At 68.3% G+C, this 23110-nt stretch carries 25 protein-coding genes and 1 tRNA gene; 11 read left to right on the forward strand and 15 right to left on the reverse strand.

What is annotated here, in order from left to right; translation table 11 throughout:
- The first annotated feature begins 34 nt into the window (after positions 1 to 34).
- The gene (locus N5095_RS06050) at positions 35 to 535 is read left to right on the forward strand and encodes a TspO/MBR family protein (protein ID WP_267621850.1); all 501 of its coding nucleotides are present in this window, start codon (positions 35 to 37) and stop codon (positions 533 to 535) included.
- 174 nt (positions 536 to 709) lie between these two features.
- Here N5095_RS06050 and N5095_RS06055 read toward each other — a convergent pair whose 3' ends face one another.
- Both N5095_RS06055 and N5095_RS06060 read right to left on the reverse strand, forming a co-directional pair.
- Positions 710 to 1780 (reverse strand): threonine aldolase family protein, encoded by a 1071-nt coding sequence (locus N5095_RS06055; RefSeq protein ID WP_267621851.1) that lies wholly within the window; start codon positions 1778 to 1780, stop codon positions 710 to 712.
- A 448-nt stretch (positions 1781 to 2228) separates the two neighbouring features.
- The gene (locus N5095_RS06060) at positions 2229 to 3224 is read right to left on the reverse strand and encodes a radical SAM protein (RefSeq protein WP_267621852.1); all 996 of its coding nucleotides are present in this window, start codon (positions 3222 to 3224) and stop codon (positions 2229 to 2231) included.
- 137 nt (positions 3225 to 3361) lie between these two features.
- Between N5095_RS06060 and N5095_RS06065 the strand changes: the two genes are divergently transcribed.
- From N5095_RS06065 to N5095_RS06080, 4 genes are all read left to right on the forward strand, one after another.
- Positions 3362 to 4045: a DUF6517 family protein gene (locus tag N5095_RS06065; RefSeq protein ID WP_267621853.1), complete on the forward strand. Its 684-nt coding sequence runs from the start codon at positions 3362 to 3364 to the stop codon at positions 4043 to 4045.
- 84 nt (positions 4046 to 4129) lie between these two features.
- Complete coding sequence (locus N5095_RS06070; protein ID WP_267621854.1) at positions 4130 to 5278, forward strand: DUF373 family protein; 1149 nt, start codon at positions 4130 to 4132, stop codon at positions 5276 to 5278.
- A 338-nt stretch (positions 5279 to 5616) separates the two neighbouring features.
- Positions 5617 to 6840 (forward strand): tryptophan--tRNA ligase, encoded by a 1224-nt coding sequence (locus N5095_RS06075; protein WP_267621855.1) that lies wholly within the window; start codon positions 5617 to 5619, stop codon positions 6838 to 6840.
- A gap of 62 nt (positions 6841 to 6902) precedes the next feature.
- Positions 6903 to 8006, forward strand: a complete 1104-nt coding sequence (locus tag N5095_RS06080) for a guanosine monophosphate reductase (RefSeq protein ID WP_267621856.1) — start codon at positions 6903 to 6905, stop codon at positions 8004 to 8006.
- 55 nt (positions 8007 to 8061) lie between these two features.
- On the opposite strand, the gene N5095_RS06085 is transcribed toward N5095_RS06080, so the two are convergent.
- Positions 8062 to 8547 carry a DM13 domain-containing protein gene (locus N5095_RS06085; RefSeq protein ID WP_267621857.1) on the reverse strand — a complete coding sequence of 162 codons (486 nt, stop codon included), beginning with the start codon at positions 8545 to 8547 and terminating at the stop codon, positions 8062 to 8064.
- Positions 8548 to 9035: 488 nt separating this feature from the next.
- On the opposite strand from N5095_RS06085, the gene N5095_RS06090 reads away from it, so the two are divergent.
- From N5095_RS06090 to thsA, 3 genes are all read left to right on the forward strand, one after another.
- The gene (locus N5095_RS06090; RefSeq protein WP_267621858.1) at positions 9036 to 9575 is read left to right on the forward strand and encodes a KH domain-containing protein; all 540 of its coding nucleotides are present in this window, start codon (positions 9036 to 9038) and stop codon (positions 9573 to 9575) included.
- An 87-nt stretch (positions 9576 to 9662) separates the two neighbouring features.
- Entirely contained in the window at positions 9663 to 10289 is a 627-nt protein-coding gene (locus N5095_RS06095) for a hypothetical protein (RefSeq protein ID WP_267621859.1), read from the forward strand.
- Between the two features lie 181 nt (positions 10290 to 10470).
- A complete protein-coding gene (thsA, locus tag N5095_RS06100; protein ID WP_267623008.1) occupies positions 10471 to 12129 on the forward strand; it encodes a thermosome subunit alpha in 1659 nt (552 codons plus the stop codon).
- A gap of 279 nt (positions 12130 to 12408) precedes the next feature.
- Here thsA and N5095_RS06105 read toward each other — a convergent pair whose 3' ends face one another.
- The 6 genes from N5095_RS06105 to N5095_RS06130 all read right to left on the reverse strand — a co-directional run bounded on the left by N5095_RS06105 (position 12409) and on the right by N5095_RS06130 (position 16686).
- Positions 12409 to 12558 carry a hypothetical protein gene (locus tag N5095_RS06105; protein ID WP_267621860.1) on the reverse strand — a complete coding sequence of 50 codons (150 nt, stop codon included), beginning with the start codon at positions 12556 to 12558 and terminating at the stop codon, positions 12409 to 12411.
- Between the two features lie 81 nt (positions 12559 to 12639).
- Entirely contained in the window at positions 12640 to 12882 is a 243-nt protein-coding gene (locus N5095_RS06110; protein WP_267621861.1) for a hypothetical protein, read from the reverse strand.
- Positions 12883 to 13123: 241 nt separating this feature from the next.
- Positions 13124 to 13306 (reverse strand): hypothetical protein, encoded by a 183-nt coding sequence (locus N5095_RS06115; protein WP_267621862.1) that lies wholly within the window; start codon positions 13304 to 13306, stop codon positions 13124 to 13126.
- 98 nt (positions 13307 to 13404) lie between these two features.
- Positions 13405 to 15927, reverse strand: a complete 2523-nt coding sequence (locus N5095_RS06120) for a bacterio-opsin activator domain-containing protein (RefSeq protein WP_267621863.1) — start codon at positions 15925 to 15927, stop codon at positions 13405 to 13407.
- A gap of 145 nt (positions 15928 to 16072) precedes the next feature.
- The gene (locus tag N5095_RS06125; RefSeq protein WP_267621864.1) at positions 16073 to 16222 is read right to left on the reverse strand and encodes a hypothetical protein; all 150 of its coding nucleotides are present in this window, start codon (positions 16220 to 16222) and stop codon (positions 16073 to 16075) included.
- 203 nt (positions 16223 to 16425) lie between these two features.
- Positions 16426 to 16686, reverse strand: a complete 261-nt coding sequence (locus N5095_RS06130) for a hypothetical protein (RefSeq protein WP_267621865.1) — start codon at positions 16684 to 16686, stop codon at positions 16426 to 16428.
- A gap of 889 nt (positions 16687 to 17575) precedes the next feature.
- Between N5095_RS06130 and N5095_RS06135 the strand changes: the two genes are divergently transcribed.
- Complete coding sequence (locus N5095_RS06135) at positions 17576 to 18229, forward strand: helix-turn-helix domain-containing protein (protein WP_267621866.1); 654 nt, start codon at positions 17576 to 17578, stop codon at positions 18227 to 18229.
- A gap of 344 nt (positions 18230 to 18573) precedes the next feature.
- Here the strand turns inward: N5095_RS06135 and N5095_RS06140 are convergent.
- Positions 18574 to 18648, reverse strand: a tRNA-Arg gene (locus N5095_RS06140).
- Positions 18649 to 18870: 222 nt separating this feature from the next.
- Entirely contained in the window at positions 18871 to 19248 is a 378-nt protein-coding gene (locus N5095_RS06145; protein WP_267621867.1) for a YccF domain-containing protein, read from the reverse strand.
- Positions 19249 to 19415: 167 nt separating this feature from the next.
- Between N5095_RS06145 and N5095_RS06150 the strand changes: the two genes are divergently transcribed.
- Both N5095_RS06150 and N5095_RS06155 read left to right on the forward strand, forming a co-directional pair.
- The gene (locus tag N5095_RS06150; protein ID WP_267621868.1) at positions 19416 to 20033 is read left to right on the forward strand and encodes an AAA family ATPase; all 618 of its coding nucleotides are present in this window, start codon (positions 19416 to 19418) and stop codon (positions 20031 to 20033) included.
- On the forward strand, positions 20030 to 20455 hold the full coding sequence (locus N5095_RS06155; protein WP_267621869.1) for an RNA-binding domain-containing protein: 426 nt from the start codon (positions 20030 to 20032) through the stop codon (positions 20453 to 20455). Before N5095_RS06150 ends, N5095_RS06155 begins: the two co-directional genes overlap by 4 nt.
- A gap of 45 nt (positions 20456 to 20500) precedes the next feature.
- Here N5095_RS06155 and N5095_RS06160 read toward each other — a convergent pair whose 3' ends face one another.
- From N5095_RS06160 to N5095_RS06175, 4 genes are all read right to left on the reverse strand, one after another.
- Complete coding sequence (locus tag N5095_RS06160) at positions 20501 to 20905, reverse strand: hypothetical protein (protein WP_267621870.1); 405 nt, start codon at positions 20903 to 20905, stop codon at positions 20501 to 20503.
- Entirely contained in the window at positions 20902 to 21864 is a 963-nt protein-coding gene (locus tag N5095_RS06165; protein WP_267621871.1) for a DUF2391 family protein, read from the reverse strand. Before N5095_RS06165 ends, N5095_RS06160 begins: the two co-directional genes overlap by 4 nt.
- 80 nt (positions 21865 to 21944) lie before the next feature.
- The gene (locus N5095_RS06170; protein WP_267621872.1) at positions 21945 to 22502 is read right to left on the reverse strand and encodes a magnesium transporter; all 558 of its coding nucleotides are present in this window, start codon (positions 22500 to 22502) and stop codon (positions 21945 to 21947) included.
- 3 nt (positions 22503 to 22505) lie between these two features.
- Positions 22506 to 23093 carry a magnesium transporter gene (locus N5095_RS06175; protein WP_267621873.1) on the reverse strand — a complete coding sequence of 196 codons (588 nt, stop codon included), beginning with the start codon at positions 23091 to 23093 and terminating at the stop codon, positions 22506 to 22508.
- Between the last annotated feature and the right edge of the window lie 17 nt (positions 23094 to 23110).

The following is a 23110-nucleotide window of genomic DNA, read 5'->3' on the forward strand; positions in this document are numbered from 1 at the left end:
AAACCCTCACGGTTTCGCCGGTCGTCTATCGCGCATGGACCTCTCACTGTCCCGACGGACTCCGCCCGTCCGCGACCTGCTGACGGCGCTCGGCTTCGTCGTCCTCGTCAACCTCGTCGGCGCCGCGCCGGCCCTGCTGGCCGGTCCCGACTCGGCGTGGTTCGCCAGCCTGGAGAAACCGGCGCTCTACCCGCCGCCCGCGACGTTCGGAATCGTCTGGACGACGCTGTTCACGCTCTCGGGGGTCGCGCTGTGGCTCGTCTGGTCGGCGCCGGCGTCGTCGGCACGACGGACCGCGCTCGTCGCCTTCGTCGCCCAGTTCGCGCTCAATCTCGCGTGGACGCCGACGTTCTTCGCCGCCCAGCAGTTGCTCGCCGGCCTGGCCGTCATCGTCGCCCTCGCGGTCGTCCTCGCGCTCACCATCGTCGCGTTCGCCAGGGTCGACCGTCGGGCCGCGTTGTTGCTCGTCCCGTACCTCGCCTGGGTCTGTTTCGCCGCCCTGCTGAACTACCGATTCCTCGTGCTGAACGGCTGAGTCGGCGGCGGCCCCGGAGGTTCAAGTACGAGACCGGAACCACCTCGTCCCGTCACGTAGTCCGAACCGCGCGACGGGAGCGGCCGTCCGGCACGTCGTCGTGCGGGCGGTGGCGGGGAGAAACCGATGCCGGCTGTTCGCTTCGTCTCGCTCGGAGTGCCGACCTCGGCCGGTCTACGCCATCTCGGAGACGACCGGCCCGACCCGGTCGATTGCCGTCTCCACGTCCGCCTCGTCCACGTCGAGGTGGGTGCAGAACCGGACGGTGTAGGCGCCGAACGTCGACGCGCCCACGTCGCGCTCGGCGCAGGCCGCGACGAACTCGTCGGCTGGCACGTCGACGCCGGCCGTGTCGACGAGGACGATGTTCGTGTCCGGTTCGGGGACCGAGAGCCCGGTCAGTGCGTCGAGCCCTTCGGCGAGTCGCCCGGCGTTCGCGTGGTCCTCGGCGAGGCGGTCGACGTTCTCCAGGGCGAGTAGCCCCGGCGCCGCAATCATCCCGGCCTGACGCATCCCGCCACCCAGCAGTTTGCGCGTGCGGCGGGCTTCCTCGACGAACTCCTCGGGGCCGACGAGCATCGACCCGACCGGCGCGCCGAGCCCCTTCGAGAGACAGAACATCACGGTGTCGACGGAGTCGACCAATCGGGCCGGGTCGACGTCCTGTGCGACCGCCGCGTTGCAGACGCGGGCGCCGTCGAGGTGGACCGGCACGTCGTGGTCGTGGGCGACCTCCGCCGCGGCGTCGACTGCTTCTGGCGCGACGGCGACGCCGCCGCGGCTGTTGTGGCTGTTCTCCAGACAGAGCAGGCCGGTGCCGGCGACGTGGAGCGCGGATTCGGTGACGGTCTCGCGGACCTGTTCGGGCGTCGGCACCGCCTCGGGGCCGTAGTCGAGGGGGCGAACCTGCAGTTCGGAGAGCTGTGCGAGGCCGCCGACTTCCCACTTGTAGACGTGGCCCTCGGTGTCGACGATGGCCTCCTCGCCGCGCTCGGTGTGGACGCGGGCGGCGATCTGGTTGCCCATCGTCCCGCTGGGGACGTAGAGGCCGGCCTCCTTCCCCATGAGGTCGGCCGCGCGCGCTTCGAGTTCGTTGACCGTCGGGTCCTCGCGCTTCACGTCGTCGCCGACTTCGGCGTTCGCGGCGGCCTCGCGCATCGCGTCGCTCGGGGTGGTGACGGTGTCGCTTCGGAAGTCGAGGAGGTTTTCGTTTCTGGGGTCGTGTTCGGTGAGTTCGACGGGCATGGGCTCTGGGTGGGAGTGTCGGTGGGTGTGTGGTTAACTGGTGTGGGTTTCGTGCTTCGGCGGTTCGTTTCTTGTCGCGCGGAGGGGACGGCGCTCGGCCGAGGAACCGGCATGAGTGGGGCTTTCGTGAGTCGCTATTGCCGTAAGCCCGTAGCGACTACTCACGGAAGCCCCCGCAGGCTGACTCGCGCGGCTCGCTGCGCGCTTTGCTCCCTCACTTTGTTCGGTCGCTGTAGTGCTTGCGTCGCCGTGCTTCGTTCAGCCCACGGCCCCTTTCGAAGTCCCACCCACAGCACCGCGCCACACCCTCCCCAGCCGATTCGCTCGTTCCCTCCGGTCACTCGCTCATCCCTCGCGTGACCGCGCCGCGGACAGAGCCGCGGCGGCACGCGCCAGAGCAGTTGCTCGGTATCAGCGAACCTCGAACACCCCAAAAGAGCCCGAAAAATCAGGCCAGCGGCGTGCGCTCGACCACGGTCCCGTCGACGGTCGGGTACTGCTCGACGATTTCGCCCTCCTCCACGTCGCCGTCGCCGACCATCTCCTCCAGCAGCCACCAGGCGATTTCGACGTGCTCCGACTTGACGGTGTAGAACTCCTCGGGAACGCCGAGGTCGTCCAGGCGCTGTTCGGTCACCCAGGTCTTCCCGTAGACGATGGTGCCGTCGTCGGTTATCTCGTCGAACTCCCGGCGGATGTTGCGGGCCATGCGTTTGAGGCGGCGGCGGTGCTGGGCGGCGTCCTTGAACACGCTCGTACAGAAGTAGACACGGTCGTGGTCGCCCATCGTCTCGAGGATGGCGTCGCGGGAGCCCTCGACGGCGCTCATGTGGCCCTCTTTGAGTTCGAACCCCTCCTCCTGCATCCGGCGGTAGTTGCCGTCGCTCATCTCGAACTCGTTGATGTTACAGAAGTCGGCGGCACCCTCGTCGAGAAAGTCGAGGAACTCGGGTTCGGGCCGGATGCCCGGAATCTCGAAGGCGGGAGTCAGCCCCTCCTCGCGAGCGATGTAGAGAATCTCCTCCCACTCGGTGCCGTGCATGTCGCCCCAGAGTTCGAGCGGCGGGTGGAACCGAATCTCGTCGAGGCCGGCCTCCGAGAGGCGGCGCATGTTCTCGCGGCCGCCGGTGATGCCGGTGTAGAGGTGGGTGTGGTGGTCCTCGCCGAACTCCTCTTTGAGCAGCGAAAGGTACCGACACGTCTTGTCCATCGCCTCCTGTGGCTCTCCCCCGGTGATGGAGGTGCCGAGTGCGTCCATGCGCTTGGCCTCGCGGATGATGTCCTCGTCCTCCTCGACGAGGCGCTCGTTGGCGTACACGTCGGTGACGTTCTTGCGGTTCTCCCCGAGCGGGCAGTAGAAACAGTCCCGCTCGTCGCAGTAGCCGTAGACGAACAGCACCATCTTGCCCCCCTTGGCGCACTGTTCACAGCCCTTCGAAATCATTCGTTACACCCGGATTGCCCGTCGAGCGGGAAAAAGCGTGCGTTCCGTCGGTGCCGACGGCCGGTCACCTGCGCCGGGCGTCGACCCGCGACCCCCACGGCGACTGGTATTTCCGGTTCCGCCACCTTCTCTCACCCATGTCATCACACGACCGTGCCGCGTCCCGTCCCACGACCAGGCGGACGCTCCTCGGTGCCTGCGGCCTCGCGCTCGCGACCGGCCTCGCCGGCTGTTCCGGCCGGGTCGTCACCGGCGGCGACGTCGCCTTCGAGGCCGCGCCGGCGGGCGTCGCGAGCGCGACCCTCGACAACACCGGCTACGAGCGCTACGACCGCGCCGAGGAGGTCGTCACCCGCGAGTACACCGTCGCCGGGGTCACCCGCGAGGTCCGGGTCACGAACGTCGTCACGTCCTACGACCGGGCGCTCGACCTCGGCGCCCTCGGCCGATACCGGGCGGGCGTGTTCACCGTCGTCTCCTCGCCGCAGGTCCGCTTCCTCTGGGAGACGTTCAACCCGCTCGGCGAGATGTCGACCGACGAGGTCGCCGCGAGGGTCGACGACCGCTACGAGAGCGTCCGGAACGTGAGTCGAGACCGGACGTATCAGGTGCCGATACTCGGCGAGGAGCGGACCGTGACACGCTACACCGCGGAGGCGGTGCTCGTCGACGGGCAGGTCGCCGTCGAAATCTACCTCTACGTCACCGACGTGGCTCGGGCCGGCGAGGACTTCGTCGTCGCCGTCGGTGCCCATCCCAGAGTACTCGACGGCAGCGGGGCGATGCTCGCCCTCGCCGAAGCGCTCGAACACGGGGCGTAGCCGCCCGACCACGCTCCCGTCCCTCGGTCGCATCCCCGGTCCGCTCCCGAAAGCAAATATAGCCCGCCGTCCAAGCACCGCCAGATGCTGCTGGTCCTCTGTGTCGACCTCGACGACGACCTCGGCCGCAAGACGGGGCGGCGCACCCCCGTCGTCGGTCGGGACGAGGTCGAGTCGGCCGCCGTCGCTCTCGCGACCGTCGACCCCGAGGACTCGGACGTGAACGTGCTCTTTCAGGGGGTTCACGCGTACGACGAACTGTCCAGCGAGGGCGGCGAGGAGGTCGAGGTCGCGGCCGTCACCGGCACTAACGGCAGCGACGTGAAGGCCAACCGCGCCGTCGGCGAGGAGGTCGACACCGTGCTCGCCTCGCTGTCGACGGGCGAGAACGTCCGCGCCATCGTCATCACCGACGGCGCACAGGACGAGTCCGTCCTCCCGGTCATCCGCTCGCGGGTGCCCATCGACGGCGTCCGTCGGGTGGTCGTCCGGCAGGCACAGGACCTGGAGTCGATGTACTACACCATCAAGCAGGTGCTCGCCGACCCGGAGACGAGAGGCACCATCCTCGTCCCGCTCGGCATCCTGCTCCTGGTGTACCCGTTCGTCGTCATCGCCGGTATCTTCGGCGTCGGCGGTGCGACGGTGCTCGGACTCACCTCGGCCCTGCTCGGCCTGTACACCCTCTTTCGCGGGCTGGGCCTGGAGCGCGTCGTCGACGACGCCGTCACCCACCTGCGGAACGTCCTCTACGCCGGCCGGGTGACGCTCATCACCTACATCGTCGCCGCCGCGCTGCTCGTGGTCGGCGGCGTACAGGGCGTGGAGACGCTCGACGCCGTCGGCGACGCGGTCGACGGGGCGCTCCCGCCTGCGGCGGTCCTCGCGGCGGTCGTCCACGGCGCCGTCCAGTGGTTCGCCGCCGCCGGCGTCACGTCGAGTCTGGGGCAGGTGACCGACGAGTACCTCGCGGACCGCTTCAAGTGGCGCTACCTCAACGCGCCGTTCTACGTGGCCGCCATCGCGGTCGTCCTGTTCGCCGTCTCGGGGTTCTTCCTCTCCAGTTTCCTCTACCCCGGACTGGACCTTGCCGCGGTCGCCGGCGTCTGGCCGTTCTCGCTCACCGACCTCGCCGTGGCGCTCGTCGTCGGCACACTGCTCGGCGTCCTGAGCACGCTGACGTTCGCCATCGCCGAGTCCCGGTACCCGACCGGCGCGGAACAGCCGGCGTGAGCCGGTGGCTGACGCATCGGGCTCGCACGGGAACGGCGATACCCGACCACCCGGCATGGGTGGGGCCCCTTCCGAGGGACGTAACCACCTCTCGGAACCGAGCGGTCCGAACATCCGAAACCCTCGAACCCTCGCCGAAACCCTCATACGCCGTCCGGAAAATCAGAAGGATAGAGATGCAGTCCGCTCCCTGGCGCTGGCGCTCGCACGCCTCCGGAGCGGACAGTCCCGTCGCCGTCGTCGCCGCGGCCTAACCCGACGCCGACGCGCCGGGCGCTCACTCGCTCCGTTCCTCGAACCGACCGACGAGCGCCAGCGACGCAGCTAACTCGACACTGATGCAGAATCACGACGACACGACGACAGCACCACCCGAGCACACCGAGAACGCAGCTACGGACCCCACGGACGACTTCACCGTCACCCCCTACGATATCGAGGGCGAGGTGGACTACAACCGCCTCCTCGACCGATTCGGCGCCGACCGACTCACGCCCGAGCAGGTCGCCCGGTTCTCCGCCCCGCCACACCGGCTCCTGCGCCGGGAGCGAATCTTCGCCGGGCGCGACGTGGACCGCTTTCTCGACGCCGCCGCGGCCGGCGAGGAGGTGTCGGTGGTCACCGGTATCGGCCCCTCCGGACCGATGCACGTCGGCCACCTCTCGCAGTTCTACTTCGCGAAGCACCTGCAGGACGAGTTCGGCGCGCGCGTCTACATCCCGCTCTCGGACGACGAGAAACACCTGCTGAAGGACCTCACGCTCGACGAGACGGCGACGCACCTCCGCGACAACCTGCGGGACCTGCTCGCGGTCGGCTTCGACCCCGAGTTGACCCGTATCGTCGTCGACACTGCCGACGCCGACGCGCTGTACCCGACCGCAGTCAGGTTGGCGAAGGGGTTGACGCCCGCGACGGTCGAGGCGGTCTACGGCGACCCGGCGAACGTCGGCGTCGGCTTCTACCCGGCGATGCAGGCGACGCACCTTCTCCTGCCCCAGTTGGTCCACGGCGCCCACCCGACGGCGGTGCCCGTGGCGGTCGACCAGGACCCGCACGTTCGGGTGTGTCGAGACCTCGCCGCGAAGGCGCGCTTCGACGTGGAGAAGCCCGGCGCGCTGCTCTCGAAGTTCCTCCCCCGGCTCGGCGGCGGTGGCGGGAAGATGAGTTCGAGCGAGGACGTCCCGGGGATTCTCCTCTCCGACGACCGCGAGACGGTCCACGAGAAGGTACAGCGACACGCCTTCTCCGGCGGACAGGACGACTTGGAGGCCCACCGGGAACTGGGCGGGAACCCCGAGGTCGACGTGGCCTACCAGCTTCTGTACGCCTTCTTCGAGACGGACGACGCGGTGCTGGAGCGCCTCGCCCGCGAGTACCGCGCCGGCGACCTCCTCTCGGGGGAGTTGAAGACCTACGCGGCCGACCGGATTTCGGACTTCCTCGAAGCCCACCGGGAGCGCCGACCAGCGGACGGCCGCGACGAGCTTCGCGAGGCGGTCGCGTCGTACCGACTGCGCGAGGACGAACGCCGGCGTCTGCGACACGACCCGCTCTCCTGAGGGCGGTCGGAGCGTAGAAACCGGTGCGTTCATCACCCGCCATCCACTACCGTTGTGGCGGTATGGAGAACCTCAGAACCGGCCTGTCCTACGGGGACGTGCTGCTGGTGCCACAGCGCTCGCCGGTCGACAGCCGGAGCGACGTGGACCTCTCGACGCGGCTGACGCCGTCCGTCGAGTTGGAGACGCCACTGTTGAGCGCCGCGATGGACACCGTCACCGAGGCGGAGATGGCGACGGCGCTCTCGGCGGCGGGCGGGCTCGGGACGCTCCATCGCTTTCTGACCGTCGAGGAGCAGGCGGCGGCCGTCCGCGAGGTCGTCGGAGCGGGCGAGCAGGTCGCCGCCGCGGTCGGCATCAACGAGGATTATCTCGACCGGGCCGAAGCCGTCGTCGACGCCGGCGTCGACGTCCTCGTCGTCGACGTCGCCCACGGCCACATGGAGCGCACGCTCGACGCCGTCGCGGCCATCCGCGACGCCTTCCCCGACACCGACCTCGTCGCCGGCAACGTCGCCACGAAGGCGGGCGTCGCCGACCTCGCCGCGGCCGGCGCCGACTGCGTGAAGGTCGGCATCGGCCCCGGCTCGCACTGCACGACCCGGAAGGTCGCCGGCGCGGGCGTGCCACAGCTCACCGCCGTCGACGACTGTGCCGAGGCCGCCCACGAGCACGGTGTGACGACGGTCGCGGACGGCGGCATCCGCACCTCCGGCGACGCGGTGAAGGCGCTCGTCGCGGGCGCGGACGCCGTGATGATGGGCCGACTGTTCGCCGGCTGTGAGGAGGCCCCGGGCGAGATACTCGAGGTCGAGGGCGTCCGCTACAAGGCCTCCCGCGGGATGGCGACGACCGCCGCCGCACGGGAACGCTCGGATAAGGCCGAGAACGTCCGCGCCGACGAGGGCGTCGAGGGGATGACGCCGTACAAGGGTCCCGTCGCCGACGTGGTCGCCGAGTTCGCCGCCGGCATCCAGTCCGGCCTCTCGTACTGTGGGGGCCACACCATCGCCGAGGCCCGCGAGAAGGCCGAGTTCATCCGGGTCGCCCCGAGCGCGAAGGAACGCGAGGGCGCCCACGCGGACCACGAGTGGGAGTCCGTCCACGTCGACAGCGTCGGCGAGGCGGCGACGGGGGCGGAAGCGGACGGCGGCGAGGCGGAGTAGCGCCGCGACTCCGTCGTCGGCCGGCGACACACCGGTTCAGACCGGACACACCGGCTCAGACCGGAGTCAGCGTCGCCGCGCCGAAGGGGACGGCGAACCGGTCGCACCAGATACTCACGCCCATGTACTCGGACGGGTCGACGCCGGCGGGAAGCCGCTGGGTGAACGTCCCCTCCTTGGTACTCTCGCCCCCGTCGGCCCCGCCGTCGACGAGTATCTTCACCCCGGCGTCGACCTCGCTCGTCGTGTCCGGGTCGGGCGCCGGCGTCAGGTAGACGAACACGTCCGGCCCCTGCGTCTGTTCGTACTCCTCGAACCGGAGGGCGACCCCCTCGCCGTCCTCGTAGAGGGTCACGGTTCCCGAGACCCGGTGATTCGCCTTCCCGACGAACACCCCCCGTTTCAGGGCCATCCCGGTCGGACCTGCCGCCTCCGCGACCATCGTCGACCGCTCGGGGGCGAACAGTTCCCAGCCGACCACTCCGGCGACCCCCAGTCCCGTCACCGCTCCGACCCCCGCCAGTATCTGACGCCGTTTCATCGTGGATGGGAGAACGTGAGGTGTCGGATTCAACGTGTAGCGGTCGTGCGCGGTCGACTCCTCGCTGACACAGGTACTTAGCCGACCGCCTCGGCGAGGAGCGGGGTTGCGAGGAGCGGGGTTCCGTCGGACGCGAGGGCCGGCGCCGGCGCGCCGAGACGGCGAATCTACGGTGTGGCGGCGCACGCAGGCGGCCCTCCCTCGGCCGCCGTGCGTGTGAGGGGCGACTGAGCGAGTGAACGAAGTGCGGGAGCGACGGAGACGGTTGGAGGCTCGAAGCGTCCCGGCTATCGCGGGTCGGTGCTGTCCTTTTACATTGCCGTCCTCTCGCGACGCTGTCCCCTCACGAGACGCCTCTACGCGCCTCGACAGACCCGATTTCCCCGGCCACGACACGAAACCGAACCACCTCTGAGACACGCTCACGCCCCCCGAACCGGCACACAGGGGAATCGCTTAAACCGCTCGGACGGGTATTCGGACCTATAATGCAACACGTGAAGGTTCCGCAGGACCGCATCGGTGTCCTCATCGGTGACGGTGGCGAGACCATGCGTGCCATCGAGGACCGGGCCGATGTCCGCCTCGACATCGACTCCGAGACGGGGTCGGTCGCCATCGACGCCGTCGGCGACCCCGTCTCCGGGATGGTCGCACCGGACATCGTCCAGGCCATCGGGCGGGGGTTCTCGCCCGAGTCGGCCCTCTCGCTGCTCGACGGCGAGATGCGGATGTTCGAGCTCATCGACATCGACGAGGCATCGCGCAACAAGAACGACCTGCAGCGACACAAGGGCCGCCTCATCGGCGAGAACGGGCGCACTCGCGAGCTGATGGAGGAGCTGTCGGGCGCCGAGGTCGTCATCTACGGCACGACGCTGGGCATCATCGGCTCCCCCGAGGAGGTCGAGGTCGTCCGCCGCGCCGTCGGGATGCTCCTCGACGGGGCGCCCCACGGCGCCGTCTACTCCTTCCTCGAACGGAAGCACAACGAACTCACGCAGGGGTTCGACGTGAACCAGGCCTGAGCGGACCACGGCCCCACCGACTTCGGAGCGCCTCCTTATGCCCTGAGCGAACGTATCGACCCGGGATTCGCGAGAATCGTGTTCACCGTGACCGCCACCGACGCTTCGCCCCTCACCCGCCAGCCGACCGCCGACGACCCGTCCTCGGCGACGGGTAGCCGGCCGGGAACCCTCCTGACGCTCCTCACGGCGGGGAGCGTCGGACTGTTCGCCGCGGTGTGGGCGACGTTCGCGCTCGTCCCCGACCCGTCGGCGACCGTCCGGGTCGCGCTCCTCGCCCTCGGCGCGTCGAGCCTCTGGACGCTCGCCGCCGGGGTCGTCGCGCTCTGGCGGACGCACCTGCGCGGCGACGGCTTCGTGGGTGCCGTCGGCGCGGCGGTGACCACTCTCGGCGTCGCCTGTGGCGCCCTCGGTGTCACCGTCGTCGCCCTCGTCTCCGCGTCGCCGCCACAGGGGATGTTCGTGTTCCCCGTGCTCGCCGTCGGGGTCGGAATCGTCGCCGCGCTCGCGGGGTCGCTCCCCCTCGGAATCGCCCTCTGGCGCGACGGCGACGCGTCGCGGTTCGGCGCGGCGCTCCTCGCCGGGTCGCTCCCGTTCGGCCTCGGAGCCGCGGGGGTGCTCACGCTGCTCTACGGTGGCGGCGGGTTCGTCGGACTGCTCGCGGGGGTGCTCGCCTTCGCACTCGGAATCGTCGTCCTCGGCCTCGTCCGGTAGTCCCGACCCCGACCCGCTCCCAGAGACCACACTTGAATGCGGACGATGTGAGACAGTCTCACGACCGGCGCCCCCATCCCGTGCGGCGATTCTCTTCAACGCGTTCCGAAGGCTTTTTATAGAACCACAGACAATCCTGGCGTGTCTCATGGCTCAGCGACAGCGTATGGGCAACCAGCCCATGATCGTACTCTCGGAGGACAGCCAGCGCACGTCCGGACGTGACGCGCAGTCGATGAACATCACGGCCGGCAAGGCCGTCGCGGAGTCCGTTCGGACCACACTCGGTCCGAAAGGGATGGACAAGATGCTCGTCGACTCCTCGGGCGGCGTCGTCGTCACGAACGACGGCGTGACCATCCTGAAGGAGATGGACATCGACCACCCGGCGGCCAACATGATCGTCGAGGTCAGCGAGACCCAGGAGGACGAGGTCGGCGACGGCACCACGACCGCCGTCGTCATCGCCGGCGAACTCCTCGACCAGGCCGAGGAGCTCATCGACTCGGACGTCCACGCGACGACCATCGCGCAGGGGTACCGACAGGCCTCGGAGAAGGCCAAGGAGCTCCTCGAGGAGAAGGCCATCGACGTCTCCGCCGAGGACCGCGAGACGCTCGTCAAAATCGCCGCCACGGCGATGACCGGCAAGGGCGCGGAGAACGCGAAGGACAAGCTCGCTGAGCTCGTCGTCGACGCCGTGCTCGCCGTGCGCGACGACGACGGCGTCGACACCGACAACGTCAGCGTCGAGAAGGTCGTCGGCGGCTCCATTGACAACTCGGAGCTCGTCGAGGGCGTCATCGTCGACAAGGAGCGCGTCGACGAGAACATGCCCTACATGGTCGAGGACGCCAACGTCGCCGTGTTCGACGGCGCCCTCGAGGTGAAGGAGACCGAAATCGACGCCGAGGTCAACGTCACCGACCCCGACCAGCTCCAGCAGTTCCTCGACCAGGAGGAGGAGCAGCTCAAGGAGATGGTCGACCAGCTGAAGGCGGTCGGCACCGACGTCGTCTTCGTCGGCGACGGCATCGACGACATGGCCCAGCACTACCTCGCGAAGGAGGGTATCCTCGCCGTGCGCCGCACGAAGAGCGGCGACCTCAAGCGGCTGGCCCGCTCGACGGGCGCCCGCGTCGTCTCCAACCTCGACGACCTCGAGGACGACGACCTCGGCTTCGCCGGCAGCGTCGCCCAGAAAGACATCGGCGGCGACGAGCGCATCTTCGTCGAGGACGTCGAGGAGGCCAAGTCCGTCACGCTCATCCTCCGCGGCGGCACCGAGCACGTCGTCGACGAGGTCGAGCGCGCCATCGAGGACTCCCTCGGCGTCGTGCGCACGACGCTCAACGACGGGAAGGTGCTGCCCGGCGGCGGCGCCCCCGAGACGGAGCTCGCCCTCGAACTGCGTGACTTTGCCGACTCCGTCGGCGGCCGCGAGCAGCTCGCCATCGAGGCGTTCGCGGACGCACTCGAGGTCATCCCGCGCACCCTCGCCGAGAACGCGGGTCTCGACCCCATCGACTCCCTCGTCGACCTCCGCTCCCGTCACGACGGCGGCGAGTTCGGCGCCGGTCTCGACGCCTACACCGGCGACGTCATCGACATGGAAGGGGAGGGCGTCGTGGAGCCCCTCCGCGTCAAGACACAGGCCATCGAGTCCGCCACCGAGGCGGCCGTCATGATCCTCCGCATCGACGACGTCATCGCCGCGGGCGACCTGAAGGGCGGCAAGGTCGGCGACGACGACGGCGACGACGAGATGCCCCCCGGCGGCGGCATGGGCGGCGGCATGGGTGGCATGGGCGGCATGGGCGGTATGGGCGGCGCAATGTGAAGTCGGCCCCGTAGGCCACCTTCACACCCGCTCCGACCGACCACCGCACCGCTCACCGACCACACTCGACACGGTTTCACTTCTTTCGCGCTCACGGCGGGGAGCGGCGGCGCTGCTCTCGACGTGAGCACTCCGGAGATGGACCTCTCTCGACAGAGCGTCTCATCGAGCAGAAGGGGCCTCGACCGGCCGAACAGCCGGCGATGGGTGAGGTCCCTTCCGTGGATTCTCTGACCGTTACAAAACGGTCCGAAACCCCATCGAGGGGTCATCTGACCGCTACCAGCTCATGAAGTACAGCAACACGCCCAGCGCCATCAGGAACACCCCGAGCGTCGACGTCGCCGGCTCCGGGAAGAGAAACAGCACCAGTCCGATGACGAACAGCGTCGTCGCCGATATCGTCGTTCCGCCGATTTCTCGTGCCATACGCCGCGCTTCGGAAGTTCGGCACTAATCGGTTCCGGCCGTCGTCGGACTCGGTGTCGACACGACAGCGGCGTCGACCGCTCAGCCGAGCGCGAACCGCGTCAGCCACGCCAGCGCCCCGACGACGACGAGCGTCGCGCCGACCCACGACGTGACCGGTTCGGGGAACACGAACAGTCCGGCGCCGACCAGAATCAGCAGCGCCGCGACGCCGGGGCCGTCGTCGGTCGTACTCCCGTCCTCGCCGGTCGCGCTCTCGTCCGCCGTCGTCTCGTCGACACCGGTGTCGAAGGGGTCGTCGGTGTCGCCGCGTGGGGTGTCCATACCCCGACCGTACGGCAGGCGACGCCTAAACGTTCGGGATGGGTCGAGCGGCGATGTTTAGTTGAGAGGGGTTGAGTCGGTAGACGTGTTGTGTCGGTAGTTCACGGAAGGGGCCGCGAGCGCGGCCCCTCCCGAAGTCCCTCCCAACACCGGCTGTTCGGCCGGTTGTTACCCGTCTCTGCTCGGTGGGTCGCGCAACTAAACACGACCGGGTCGAGCCGCTCTCGACGAAGAGAGCCGCTCAGAGGAACCGATCGGCGAGGAACACGACGGCGCCGACGAGCACGAGCGCGGCCCCGACCGCCGAGGTCACCGGTTCTGGGAAGACGAACAGTGCCGCCCCGACGACGATGAACAGCGCCGCGAGGGCCTCCTGTGACCGCTCCTCGTCGTGGATGCTCCCCGTGTCGTCTGTCTCTGACATACCTCCGAATCGACGACGGCGGCGGGTAAGCGTTCGGGTCGATGTGCCGTCGACGAACCTCATCATCCCTCGCAGCCGTGTCAGAGCGTTCGATACGGCTACTCCCCGCCACCCTCGTCGCCGAACAGGAGGCCGAAGAGCTTGCGTTCGCCGGCGCGGATGTGGCGGTTCACGGTCGGCTGTGACACGCCGAGAGCGTCGGCCAGCTCCTGTCCGGTCGTCCGCCGCGGCCACTCGAAGAAGCCGCTGAAGTACGCCGTCCGAAGCACCTCGGCCTGACGCTCGGTGAGTCGCTCGGTGAACGCCGACTCGAACTCGGTGCGGGTCATCACCGGGTCGTCGCGCTCGCGACGGGCGACCAGCTCCGCGCCGTCGTAGGCGCCCGCCACCGACCGGGACAGCCCGCGCACGTCGGCGTCGACGGGGGCTCGGAGGGTGAGCCGCGCGTGTCCGGGCGTCGAGACCAGGTCGCGGACCACCACGCCGCGGTCGAGCAGCGACTCGAAGAACGAGCCGTAGCCGAGCGTACACTCGAACAGCTGTTCCCGTCCGTCGTCGACCGTGGTGATGTGCCGGAGCGCCGTCACCTCGGGGGAGTCCCCGGCGGCCGCCTCGACGGTCGACACGTCCACGTCCCGGGCCGTGAAGTAGAGGTGGAGGCGTCCGTCCGTCCGCTGGACGAGCGCCTCGAACTCGAACTCCCCGGAGTCGACGAGCGTCCGGAGCGGGCCGTCGCGCCCCTCGATTTCGTACTCCAGTTCGACCGACTGCCTCCCGACGAACGCCTGCTTACGTTCGAGCGCTCCGACGGCGTAGCCGATGGTCTCGCCCAACTCGGCGAGCACCTGCCGTTCCGTGCGGTCGAACGCCTCCGACTCGCTCGCGTAGAGGTTCAACACGCCGTAGAGCCGGTCGTGGTAGACGACCGGCACCGCGGCGCTCGACCGATACCCGCGTCGGAGGGCGGGCTCCCGCCACGGCTCGAACGGTGGGTCGGCCCGGATGTCGTCCTGTACCTGGACGCGGCGGGTTCTGGCGGCCACACCCGTCGGTCCCTGTCCGTGCTCGTCGTCGGGGTCGACGCTGACGGTGAGCGCGTCGAGGTAGTCCTGGCCGACGCCCGCCGCGGCGACCGGTTCGACCCGCTGGGTCACCTCGTCTACCCTGCCGAACCACGCGAACCGATACAGGTCGGCTCCGACGAGACGGGTGCAGACGGTTCGTTCGACCTCCTCGCGCGACGTCGCCTCGGTGAGCCCCCGAACGACCGCCCGGACGACGCGATTGATCCGTTCGAGCCGTTCGAGGCGCTCGTTCCGGCTACGGAGCGCGTCACGCTGCTCGCGCAAGGAGCGCTCTCGTTCCGCCCGGTCGAGCGAGGACACCGCCGCCGCCCGGAGGATGTCGGTCAGATGCGTCTCCTCGTCACCGACCGCCGCCGTCGTGTGGGCGCCGAGGACCAGGACCCCGTGGCGCCCCAGCGGAAGCACGGAGAGCGTATCCGGCTCGTCGCCGGACTCCCCGCCCGCGACCCGTCGTCGTGACCCATCGAGCGCGCTCTCGAACCGCCGCGTCTCGCCCGTCGAGAACGCCGTCCACGCGTGGTCGGCGCCGCCGTCCGAGAGGACGTCCTCGAGCGTCGATTCCTCGCGGCTCCCACCGACCGGACGCAGGTGGCCGATCTCGGCGTCGTACAGCGCTACGAGCGCCGTCCGACACCCGAGCGGGTCCGTCGCGGCCGCTCGGAGGAGTTCACACACCTCCGCCGCCGTCTCCGCCCCGGTCATCGACTCCATCGCCCGGTTGAGCGCCGCCAACCGGTCCGTTCGCCGACGCTGTGCCGTCACGTCGCGGACGACGCCGGCGAAGTAACGCTCCCCGCGGTGTCCGTACTCGGCGAAGGAGACGCCCAGTGGGACCTCGTGGCCGTCGCTGTGGCGACCCGGCAGTTCGACGTACTCCCAGTCGACCCGGCGCTCGCCGGTCTCGAGGTAGCGGGCCATCCCCGCCTCGTGGCGTCGGGCGACCTCGTCGCTCATCAGCCGCGTCAGCGGTTCGCCGACGAGGTCGGCCGGTCGGTAGCCGAGCACGTCTTCGACCGCCGGGTTGACGAACTGGACGACCCCTGCCCGGTCGACGCCGACGACGACGTCCGAGGCCGCCGCCGCGATGGCCTCGAGTTGTGCCGCCCGCTCGCTATCGTCGCCGGCGCCCACTGCTCCGTCGTCGCTCGTGCTCCCGTCGTTCCCCGGAGTCCGACCGTCGAGGACACGCCGGACTCGGGCGGCGAGTCGCCGATTCGCACCCTCGGTCGTCGCGTCGACGTAGTCGAGCGCCCCCGCCTCGATAGCGGCGACGACCGCCGAGTCGTCCGCGGACTTCCCGAAGAGGAGCACCGGGACCGTCGGCGCCGCTCGCCCGACCGTCTCGACGAGCCCGACCCCGCCGTCGCCGACGACGAGGGCCACTCCGTCTCCCGCGTGGTCCTCTCGGAGCAGTTCGGCCACGTCCGCCGTCTCGTCGGCCCGCGAGAGGGCCACCCCTCGGTCCGACGGGAGGGTGTCGACCAGCCGCGCGTGGAGGGCGTCGGGAAGGACCGAAACGACGTGCACGTCGGTCACCGAACTGGCACCGCCGCCTCCGGATGTCTCTCCCCAGTCATGTATCTTGCAGCTAGTCCGGGTCAGAAACATAAAAGTCCGTTGGCCCGTCGACGGCGCCTCGGTTCGCCGCCACACCGACACTCGCGGCCAACCCGTTGCCGTTCTACTCGGTGGTCTCCTCACCGTCCGCCGCCCGCCCGCCGTCACCCGTCTCGCGCCGGAGCTGTCGGCGAAGCTCGACGGCGAGGGCGACGCTTCCGATGGCCAGCGCGCTCAGTGCGAGCACCCACGGTCCCGCCGGTTCGTCGGTCATGGCCGACGGTACGCCGGCCTCGGACATGAAGCGTCCGGCGGTGACTCCCGGCTGTCGGACGAAGCGTGCGACGGGCGCGGTGGGATTCGAACCTCAGTCACTCCGCTCGCCGTCGCCGCTTTGTTCCCTGCTTCGAATCCCGAGCACCGCTGCTGCTCATTGTCGTTTGCAGACAGCGGGCACGATGGGATTCGAACAGCGCCTCACGGCGCCACCGCGCCCTCACCACCCACATCGTCCCACCATCGTCCCCCGCCGGGCAACACTATGCCAAGCTCGAACCCATCAGTCCGCAAGAAGCCAAAGACTGGTTCATCAACTCCAGAAAAACTGAACTCACCGACAGCACCGTACAAGCCTACAAGTACAGACTCTCCCCCTTCGTCCGCTTCTGCGACGAACAGGGCATCAACACCCTCGACCGGCTCGAGGTCCGATACTTCCCCCAGCGGGAGATACTCCAACGAACCAGCGAGGCTGAGAGAGGTCTTAGAATTGACCTGGAAACCATCCACGTTAGACGGCACAGACGCCAGCTGTCAGACGAGTGATTTCGGTGATTCTCCAAGAATCCGGAGGAACGCCATCCACAGAGGGCCAGACAAGGCCACCCCCGAGTTACTGGCACTTCAGAGCGGTCGCTTCTGCTCCTGCTAACTCCTCCGAGAATCGCTCCTGGCTGTGGCTGAACTGTGTCGGCGTTTCCCTCCAGATAACCGAGAAGCGTAGCGCGGACCGATTGGAGAGCGACTCAGCTGACACACCACTTCTCTCCTGACGTGGACATCGGGGAGTGGAAACCCCGGATTCCACGTTGCCTATGAAGACTCACCGGGAACAAGGCTTGTCAGAGGCGATGGGGTGATTGGGGCCGGGTGGGCGCGGACCTCAGTTCCCTCTTCCTCCCGATGGGCAACCCAGACTTTCTTGCCACTATCATTAGCTGTCTCGGCTGCCCTACGAAGGCACTTAAGCCAGTTCCTCTCCACCACCGAAATGTCTTATCATGGAGTATGATGGTTGATTGCGACGTAATTCCCCGTTCAACCCTTACCTAATGGACTGATATCACATACCGCTGTCCTCGGGATTGGCCTCTTCTATTGAATCAGCTGATATCACAATCTCAATACACTATCGGAGTTGCGTTCAATATTTTCAGTACAAAATTTCGATATCTCCGGAGATTGACTTTTGCTAGAGCTCCGTTTATTACCAAATCCGTCCACTAACCAGCTTAAGCACAACGCTTCCACTGAACCATTGAATCATACATTATCTTACTATAGACCATCATACTCGCCATCGGATTTATATCGACTCGATGGAAGATACTGCATGGGAGGTAAATGTGTGAAATCAACGATGCTTTCGTTTCGAGTCGCATCGGAGGCCACTCTCCTCGGCCGCGCACTCGCTCTGCCGCCCGACGCCCAAGCGTCGGCTGAGACCATCGTCCCGGCGAACGGTCGGTTCGTTCCGTATCTCTGGGTGGAGGCGGAGGCCGAATTAAGCGCGGACGAGCTCGTGGGAGACTCAACGCCGCTTGGAGAGCTAACAGAGTTACTGACGGAGGGAAATGCCCAACTCTTCCAGCTTACTTGGCGAGATGTTAGTGACCGGCTCTTCGAGGCGATTCGCGCCGAGGACGGAGCAATCACCTCACTCCAAGGGAACGCTGAGAATTGGGACTTTCACGTCCGATTTCCGTCCGAACCCGCTATCTCGGCGTTCCACAAGCGTTGTCGCGAGGAGGAAATTCGTATCGACGTTACCCGCTTGTCGCAGCCCCTGATGCGAGGTGGTGGCTCAGATGCGACAACACCTCAACAAGAGGCCCTACAAGCGGCGCTCGAACGCGGTTATTACGACGTTCCCAGACGTGTAACTCTCAACGAACTCGCAGAAGAATTCGGCATCTCCGATAGTGCTTTCTCGCAGTTGCTCCGGAGGGGGAACAGGAATATACTGCACGAGGAATTTAGGGAGATGCAAGACCGTACATGAGTTGACTGCAGAATCTGTTGTAGTTGGTTGTGGTAATCGATACTGCCTGATTTCCCGTAAGTGCATGCGATGTTTGGGAGGAACGCCCGCCTCAGCCACATCCCAGCCGACGCTGTTAGGTTGTAGCACCTTCTTTCGTGCACGAAATGCCGGATAGCGGTAGCTATCTCTATCGAGTTGTGTGGTGTGACGTAGGATAACCGGCAGATGGGGCGGAGTCAGCGCTACGGTGGGGTGGACTCTATCTCGGTTCTACTCGATGTGTCTCTCAATAGAAGTTTACTCGGGAGGCAGATGGCGTGAATTGGGCGAATCGGCTTGACACGTGAGACTCCTGAAGGGAGCGGGCACGATGGGATTCGAACCCACGACCACCGGATTAGAAGTCCGACGCTCTGTCCGGACTGAGCTACGTGCCCTCGGTCACGACAAACGGCGGGGTGGTAAAAAGCCGTACGGGTCGCGTCCGAGGGTTCATCCCGGATGGCGCGACCACGACCGGACGTGTACTGAACACGACGTGGGACGGTTCGTGGCCGCCTCCGGCGGTCGTCGACCGGCAGTTCCGGTCCGAAGCGTGCGGCACCCCGTCTCACGACCGCCGTCGCCGCCTGCTCGCCACTCGCCCACTTACCCGGTGTTCACCCGTCGAAACGGTACAGCGACGTGACGTACGGGAGCCGGTTGAACATCCAGTAGGCGACCGGTAGTCCGACGACCGTCACCGCGAGGAAGGCGGCGACGTTCGCCCAGAGCCACGACAGCCACCAGCCGACGAGCACGAGGTAGGCGGCTCTAACGAGCAGGGAGTGCTGTCCACGAGCCGCCTCCGGCGCCGCTCGGGAACGAGGCTCCTTCAGCGAGAGCACGGTCGGCACGAGATTGGTCAGCTTGATGCCGACCGGCGCGAAGACGACCGTCACGACGAGCAACCACGCGACGTTGACGACGGCCGGCGTGGCCCACCACCCGACGAGGACGAACCAGAGGGCACGAACGAGAAGCGAACGGTCTCCCATACCGGAGAGAGGCGAGCGTCGCGGATAGCGATGCCGCCGAGTGGGGGCCGTCAGTTCGGCCGCTCGGCCACCTTTCGCCACCGTCGACGCCTCTGTTGCCTTCGCCGTCTCCGCCCCCGACGGCGGCAGTCACAGCGTTTAACCGGGGCTCCCGAGTAGGACGCGTGATGACCGTCATCGGAACCGTCGGACTGCCCGGCAGTGGGAAGGGCGAAGCCGCGGCCGTCGCCGAGGAGGAGGGGATTCCGGTCGTCACGATGGGCGACGTGATTCGACAGGAGTGCCGGGACCGAGGGCTCGACCCCGCCGAGGCCCACGGCGAGGTCGCGACGGCGCTGCGCGAGGAGAACGGCCCCGCCGCCATCGCCGAGCGCTCGCTCCCGCTCGTCCGGGAGCGACTGGCGGACCACGACACGGTGCTCGTCGACGGCCTCCGCTCCGGAGTCGAACTCGACCGCTTCGAGGCGGCCTTCGGCGACGAGTTCGTCCTGCTCAGCATCGAGGCGCCCGCGTCGGTCCGACGCGACCGCGTCGAGAGCCGCGGCCGCGACAAGGGCGCCGACGAGGGCGGCGAGAGCCTCGACGCGCGCGACGAGCGCGAACTCGGCTTCGGGATGGGCGACGCGATGGAGCGCGCCGACGTGGTCGTCGACAACGTCGACACGCTGGAGGCGTTCCGCCGCCGGGTCCGGAGGCTCCTCCGGGAGGGTCCCGAGGCGCTCGACGGCGAGGACTCCGTCGAACTGCGCGTCGACGCCGAAGAACGGCCGGAGGCGGAGCGATGATCTACAGCATCGACGTGGAGGTCGTCGTTCCGGTCCGGGACACCGAGGTCACCGACCGCGTCGCCGATGCCGTCCGCAACCTCTTCCCGAACGCCGAGGTCTCCCACGAGGCCGGCCGCCTCGTCGCCGAGACCCACTCGCTCGACCACTTCTCCGACCTGCTCCACCGACAGGAGATTCTCGACACCGCCCGCCGCGAGTTCGAGCGTTCGAGCGACGGGGAGTCGTTCTCCTTCTCCCTGAAGAAACAGGCGGCGTTCAAGGGGGTCGTCAACTTCGCCGTCGGCAACCCCGACGAACTCGGCGACCTCGACGTCGTCGTCACCGTCCGGAACCCGTCGGTCGACGAGTTCGTCGACCACGTCGCCCCGCCGACGAAAGACGGGAAGCCCGTCGACCCTTCGCGCGACGACCGCCGTTGAACCCGGACCGCCGAGCACAGGTCGGCCCCTCGCGACTCTAACCCCCTACACCGCTATCCACGAACTCACCGACACCGACGGGTCGCTTCCGGCGGGACAGGCCACGGTCCCCTGTCGGGTTCCGTCCGCCGGAACGTGCCTGAACTGTAACTGTCTCGTCGTCTCGCCGCAGTCGACGTCTACCGTCACCGACGAGAGCCCGATGTCGCCAGGGTTCGACAGGGCGACCGTCGTTCGGACGCCGTCCGCGCTCGCGTCCGTCGAGACGACACTCGCCGTCGGGTTCGCGCCGTCCGGCGTCGCCAGCGCGTGTGCGCCGACGTAGCCGAACAGCAGGAGCGTGACGGCGACCCCGACCACGAGGACGACGGTCTCGACGGTGGGTGCGGCACCGGGTCCGTCGTCGACCTCCCCGGCCTCCTCGCGCTCCTCCCGTCGCTCGCCGCTCATCCGAGCACCACCTCGGCGCCGCTGGCGCCGAGCGTCGCCGCGAAGCTGAGAACCACCGTCTGACTCACGCGCACGGAGACCGGCAGTTCGGTGAACGCCCCGAACCCGGCGAGCAGGAGCGCGGAGACGACGAGACAGACGACGTAGACGACGCAGGTCGCTCCGACCCGCCAGCGGCGGCTGTGGCCCTTCTCGCGCTTCCCCTGACCCCGGAACTCCAGCAGGTAGAGGACCAGATACGTGGTCAGCAGGCTCATCGCGAGCACGAGCAACAGCCGACTCCACCCCATCGAGGTCGCGATAACCTCGACCTCCTCGGTCGGCGCGATGGGGTACGCGAAGAAGAACGCTCCGAAGGCGTAGACGCCGAGTTGGCGCACGACGGACTCCCCTTCGAGGGCGACGCCGTCGCCGACACCGAAATCGGTCTCCGAACCGCTCACACCGGCGTCCTCGCGGCCGTCTTCGGCACTACCGCTTTCGGTCTCGTCGTCCCCGTTGCCGTCGTGCGTCCCTCTCCTGTCGCTCCCGTCACCGCCGCCCTCCTCACTGAGGACGGTGTTCGCGAGCGCGGCGCCGAAGGCGAAGGGCACCACGTAGAACAGCCCCATGCGGGCCATCGTGACCGGCGGGTCCGACAGTCGGAGCGTCCCGAACACGAGCAGGACGAGGTAGCTGGCGACGAGACTCTGGACGACGATTTCGACGAAGTCGGTTAGCTGGCCCAGCCCGAACGGACGGGGGTGGTCCTCGTGCTCCTCTCGGAAGCCGATGTGGCGGGAGACGACGTAGACGAGCGCGAGGCCGCCGACCGCGTACCCGAGGAGATAGCGGGTCGGCAGCGTAGCGGCGAACTCCCACACCTCCTGGGTGTACACCGCGGAGACGCCGAGGACGAGTAGGGCGCCGGTGACACCTCGGCCCTGCTCGCGGAACTCCTCGGCGAGCGTGTCGTGCATAGCGCCCGCTTCGACCACCGGGGGCATAACCGAGGCGGTCGCGGTCGGGTCCGCACGCCGTGCCGGGAGCGGTGCCGACGCTATACGAACACCCGCACCGACGCGAACAGTACCAGCACGCCGAGTACGTCACAGAGGTTCGTCACGACGGGGATGACCACGTCGTCGGGGTCGAGTCCGAACCGGTAGGCGCCGTAGGTGGCCGCGAGGGCGACGGCGACGGCGAGGACGGCGAGCGAGACGCCGCTCGCGAGCGCGACGAGAAACACCGTCAGGAGGGGTAACTGCGTCCCGCCGAGCCCCGCCGTCAGGACCCACGCACCGACGCCGACGGCGGGGAACACCGTCATCGCGAGCGCCACCGTCGCGAGCGCGTTGCCGACGAGTTCCTCGTCCCCGGGGTCGAACGAGAGCGTCCCGAGGTGAAACGCCGTCGACAGCCGCGAGGCGAGGATGCTGCCGAGGTTGCCCGCCGTCCCGATGGTCACCGGGACCAGCACGAGCAGGGAGGGGTACTGCAGGAGCACGTCCTCGAAGGTGCCGAGCACGAGGCCGCTCGCGATTTCGACCATCGTCAGCGCGAGCAGAATCGGGAGCATCGCCCTGGTGATGGCCCGGACGGTCCACTCCGTCGGCACCGCTCACCCACCCCCGCCGAGGCCGAGTGCGAGGACGGTACGGACCGCCACGAGGAGAAACAGCGTTCCGAACACGTCCCCCGTGGTGGTGACGAGCGGGCCGACGAGCGTGTCCGGGTTGCGCCCCCGGCGGTAGCCGGCGAAGACGACGGTGACGACGACCACCGTCAGCGCGGTTCCGGAGAGGAGGCCGGCGACGAGCGCGACGCCGACGAGCGCTCGGAGCGGCGCGACTGGCTCGCCGAGCACCGAGAGGGCGGCGAAGGCGACGACCGACGCGAACAGGCTGGCGAGCACGCCGTTCGCCAGGGCCGCGACAACCGCCCCGCGGAGCCGCTCGTCGCCGCCGCGGACCCGCGGTTCGACGAGCCCCTGGTGCAACCCCGTGGCGATGCGAGCGCCGAGGCTACTGTACACGTTGCCGCGGGTGGCGAGGAGGGCGGGGACGAGCACGAGGAGGCCCGGAAGGGCACGCAACTCGGCGCGCATCCCGCCGAGGACGACGCCGGCCAGGAGCCCCCCGACCAGGCTCGCACCGAGGGCGGGCAGCGCCTCCCGATACGCGTCCACGAGCACCTCCCTGACTCCCATCGTCGGCTCCGTCGCGC

The sequence above is a fragment of the Halobium salinum genome (assembly GCF_026586625.1).
Taxonomy (GTDB): domain Archaea; phylum Halobacteriota; class Halobacteria; order Halobacteriales; family Haloferacaceae; genus Halobium; species Halobium salinum.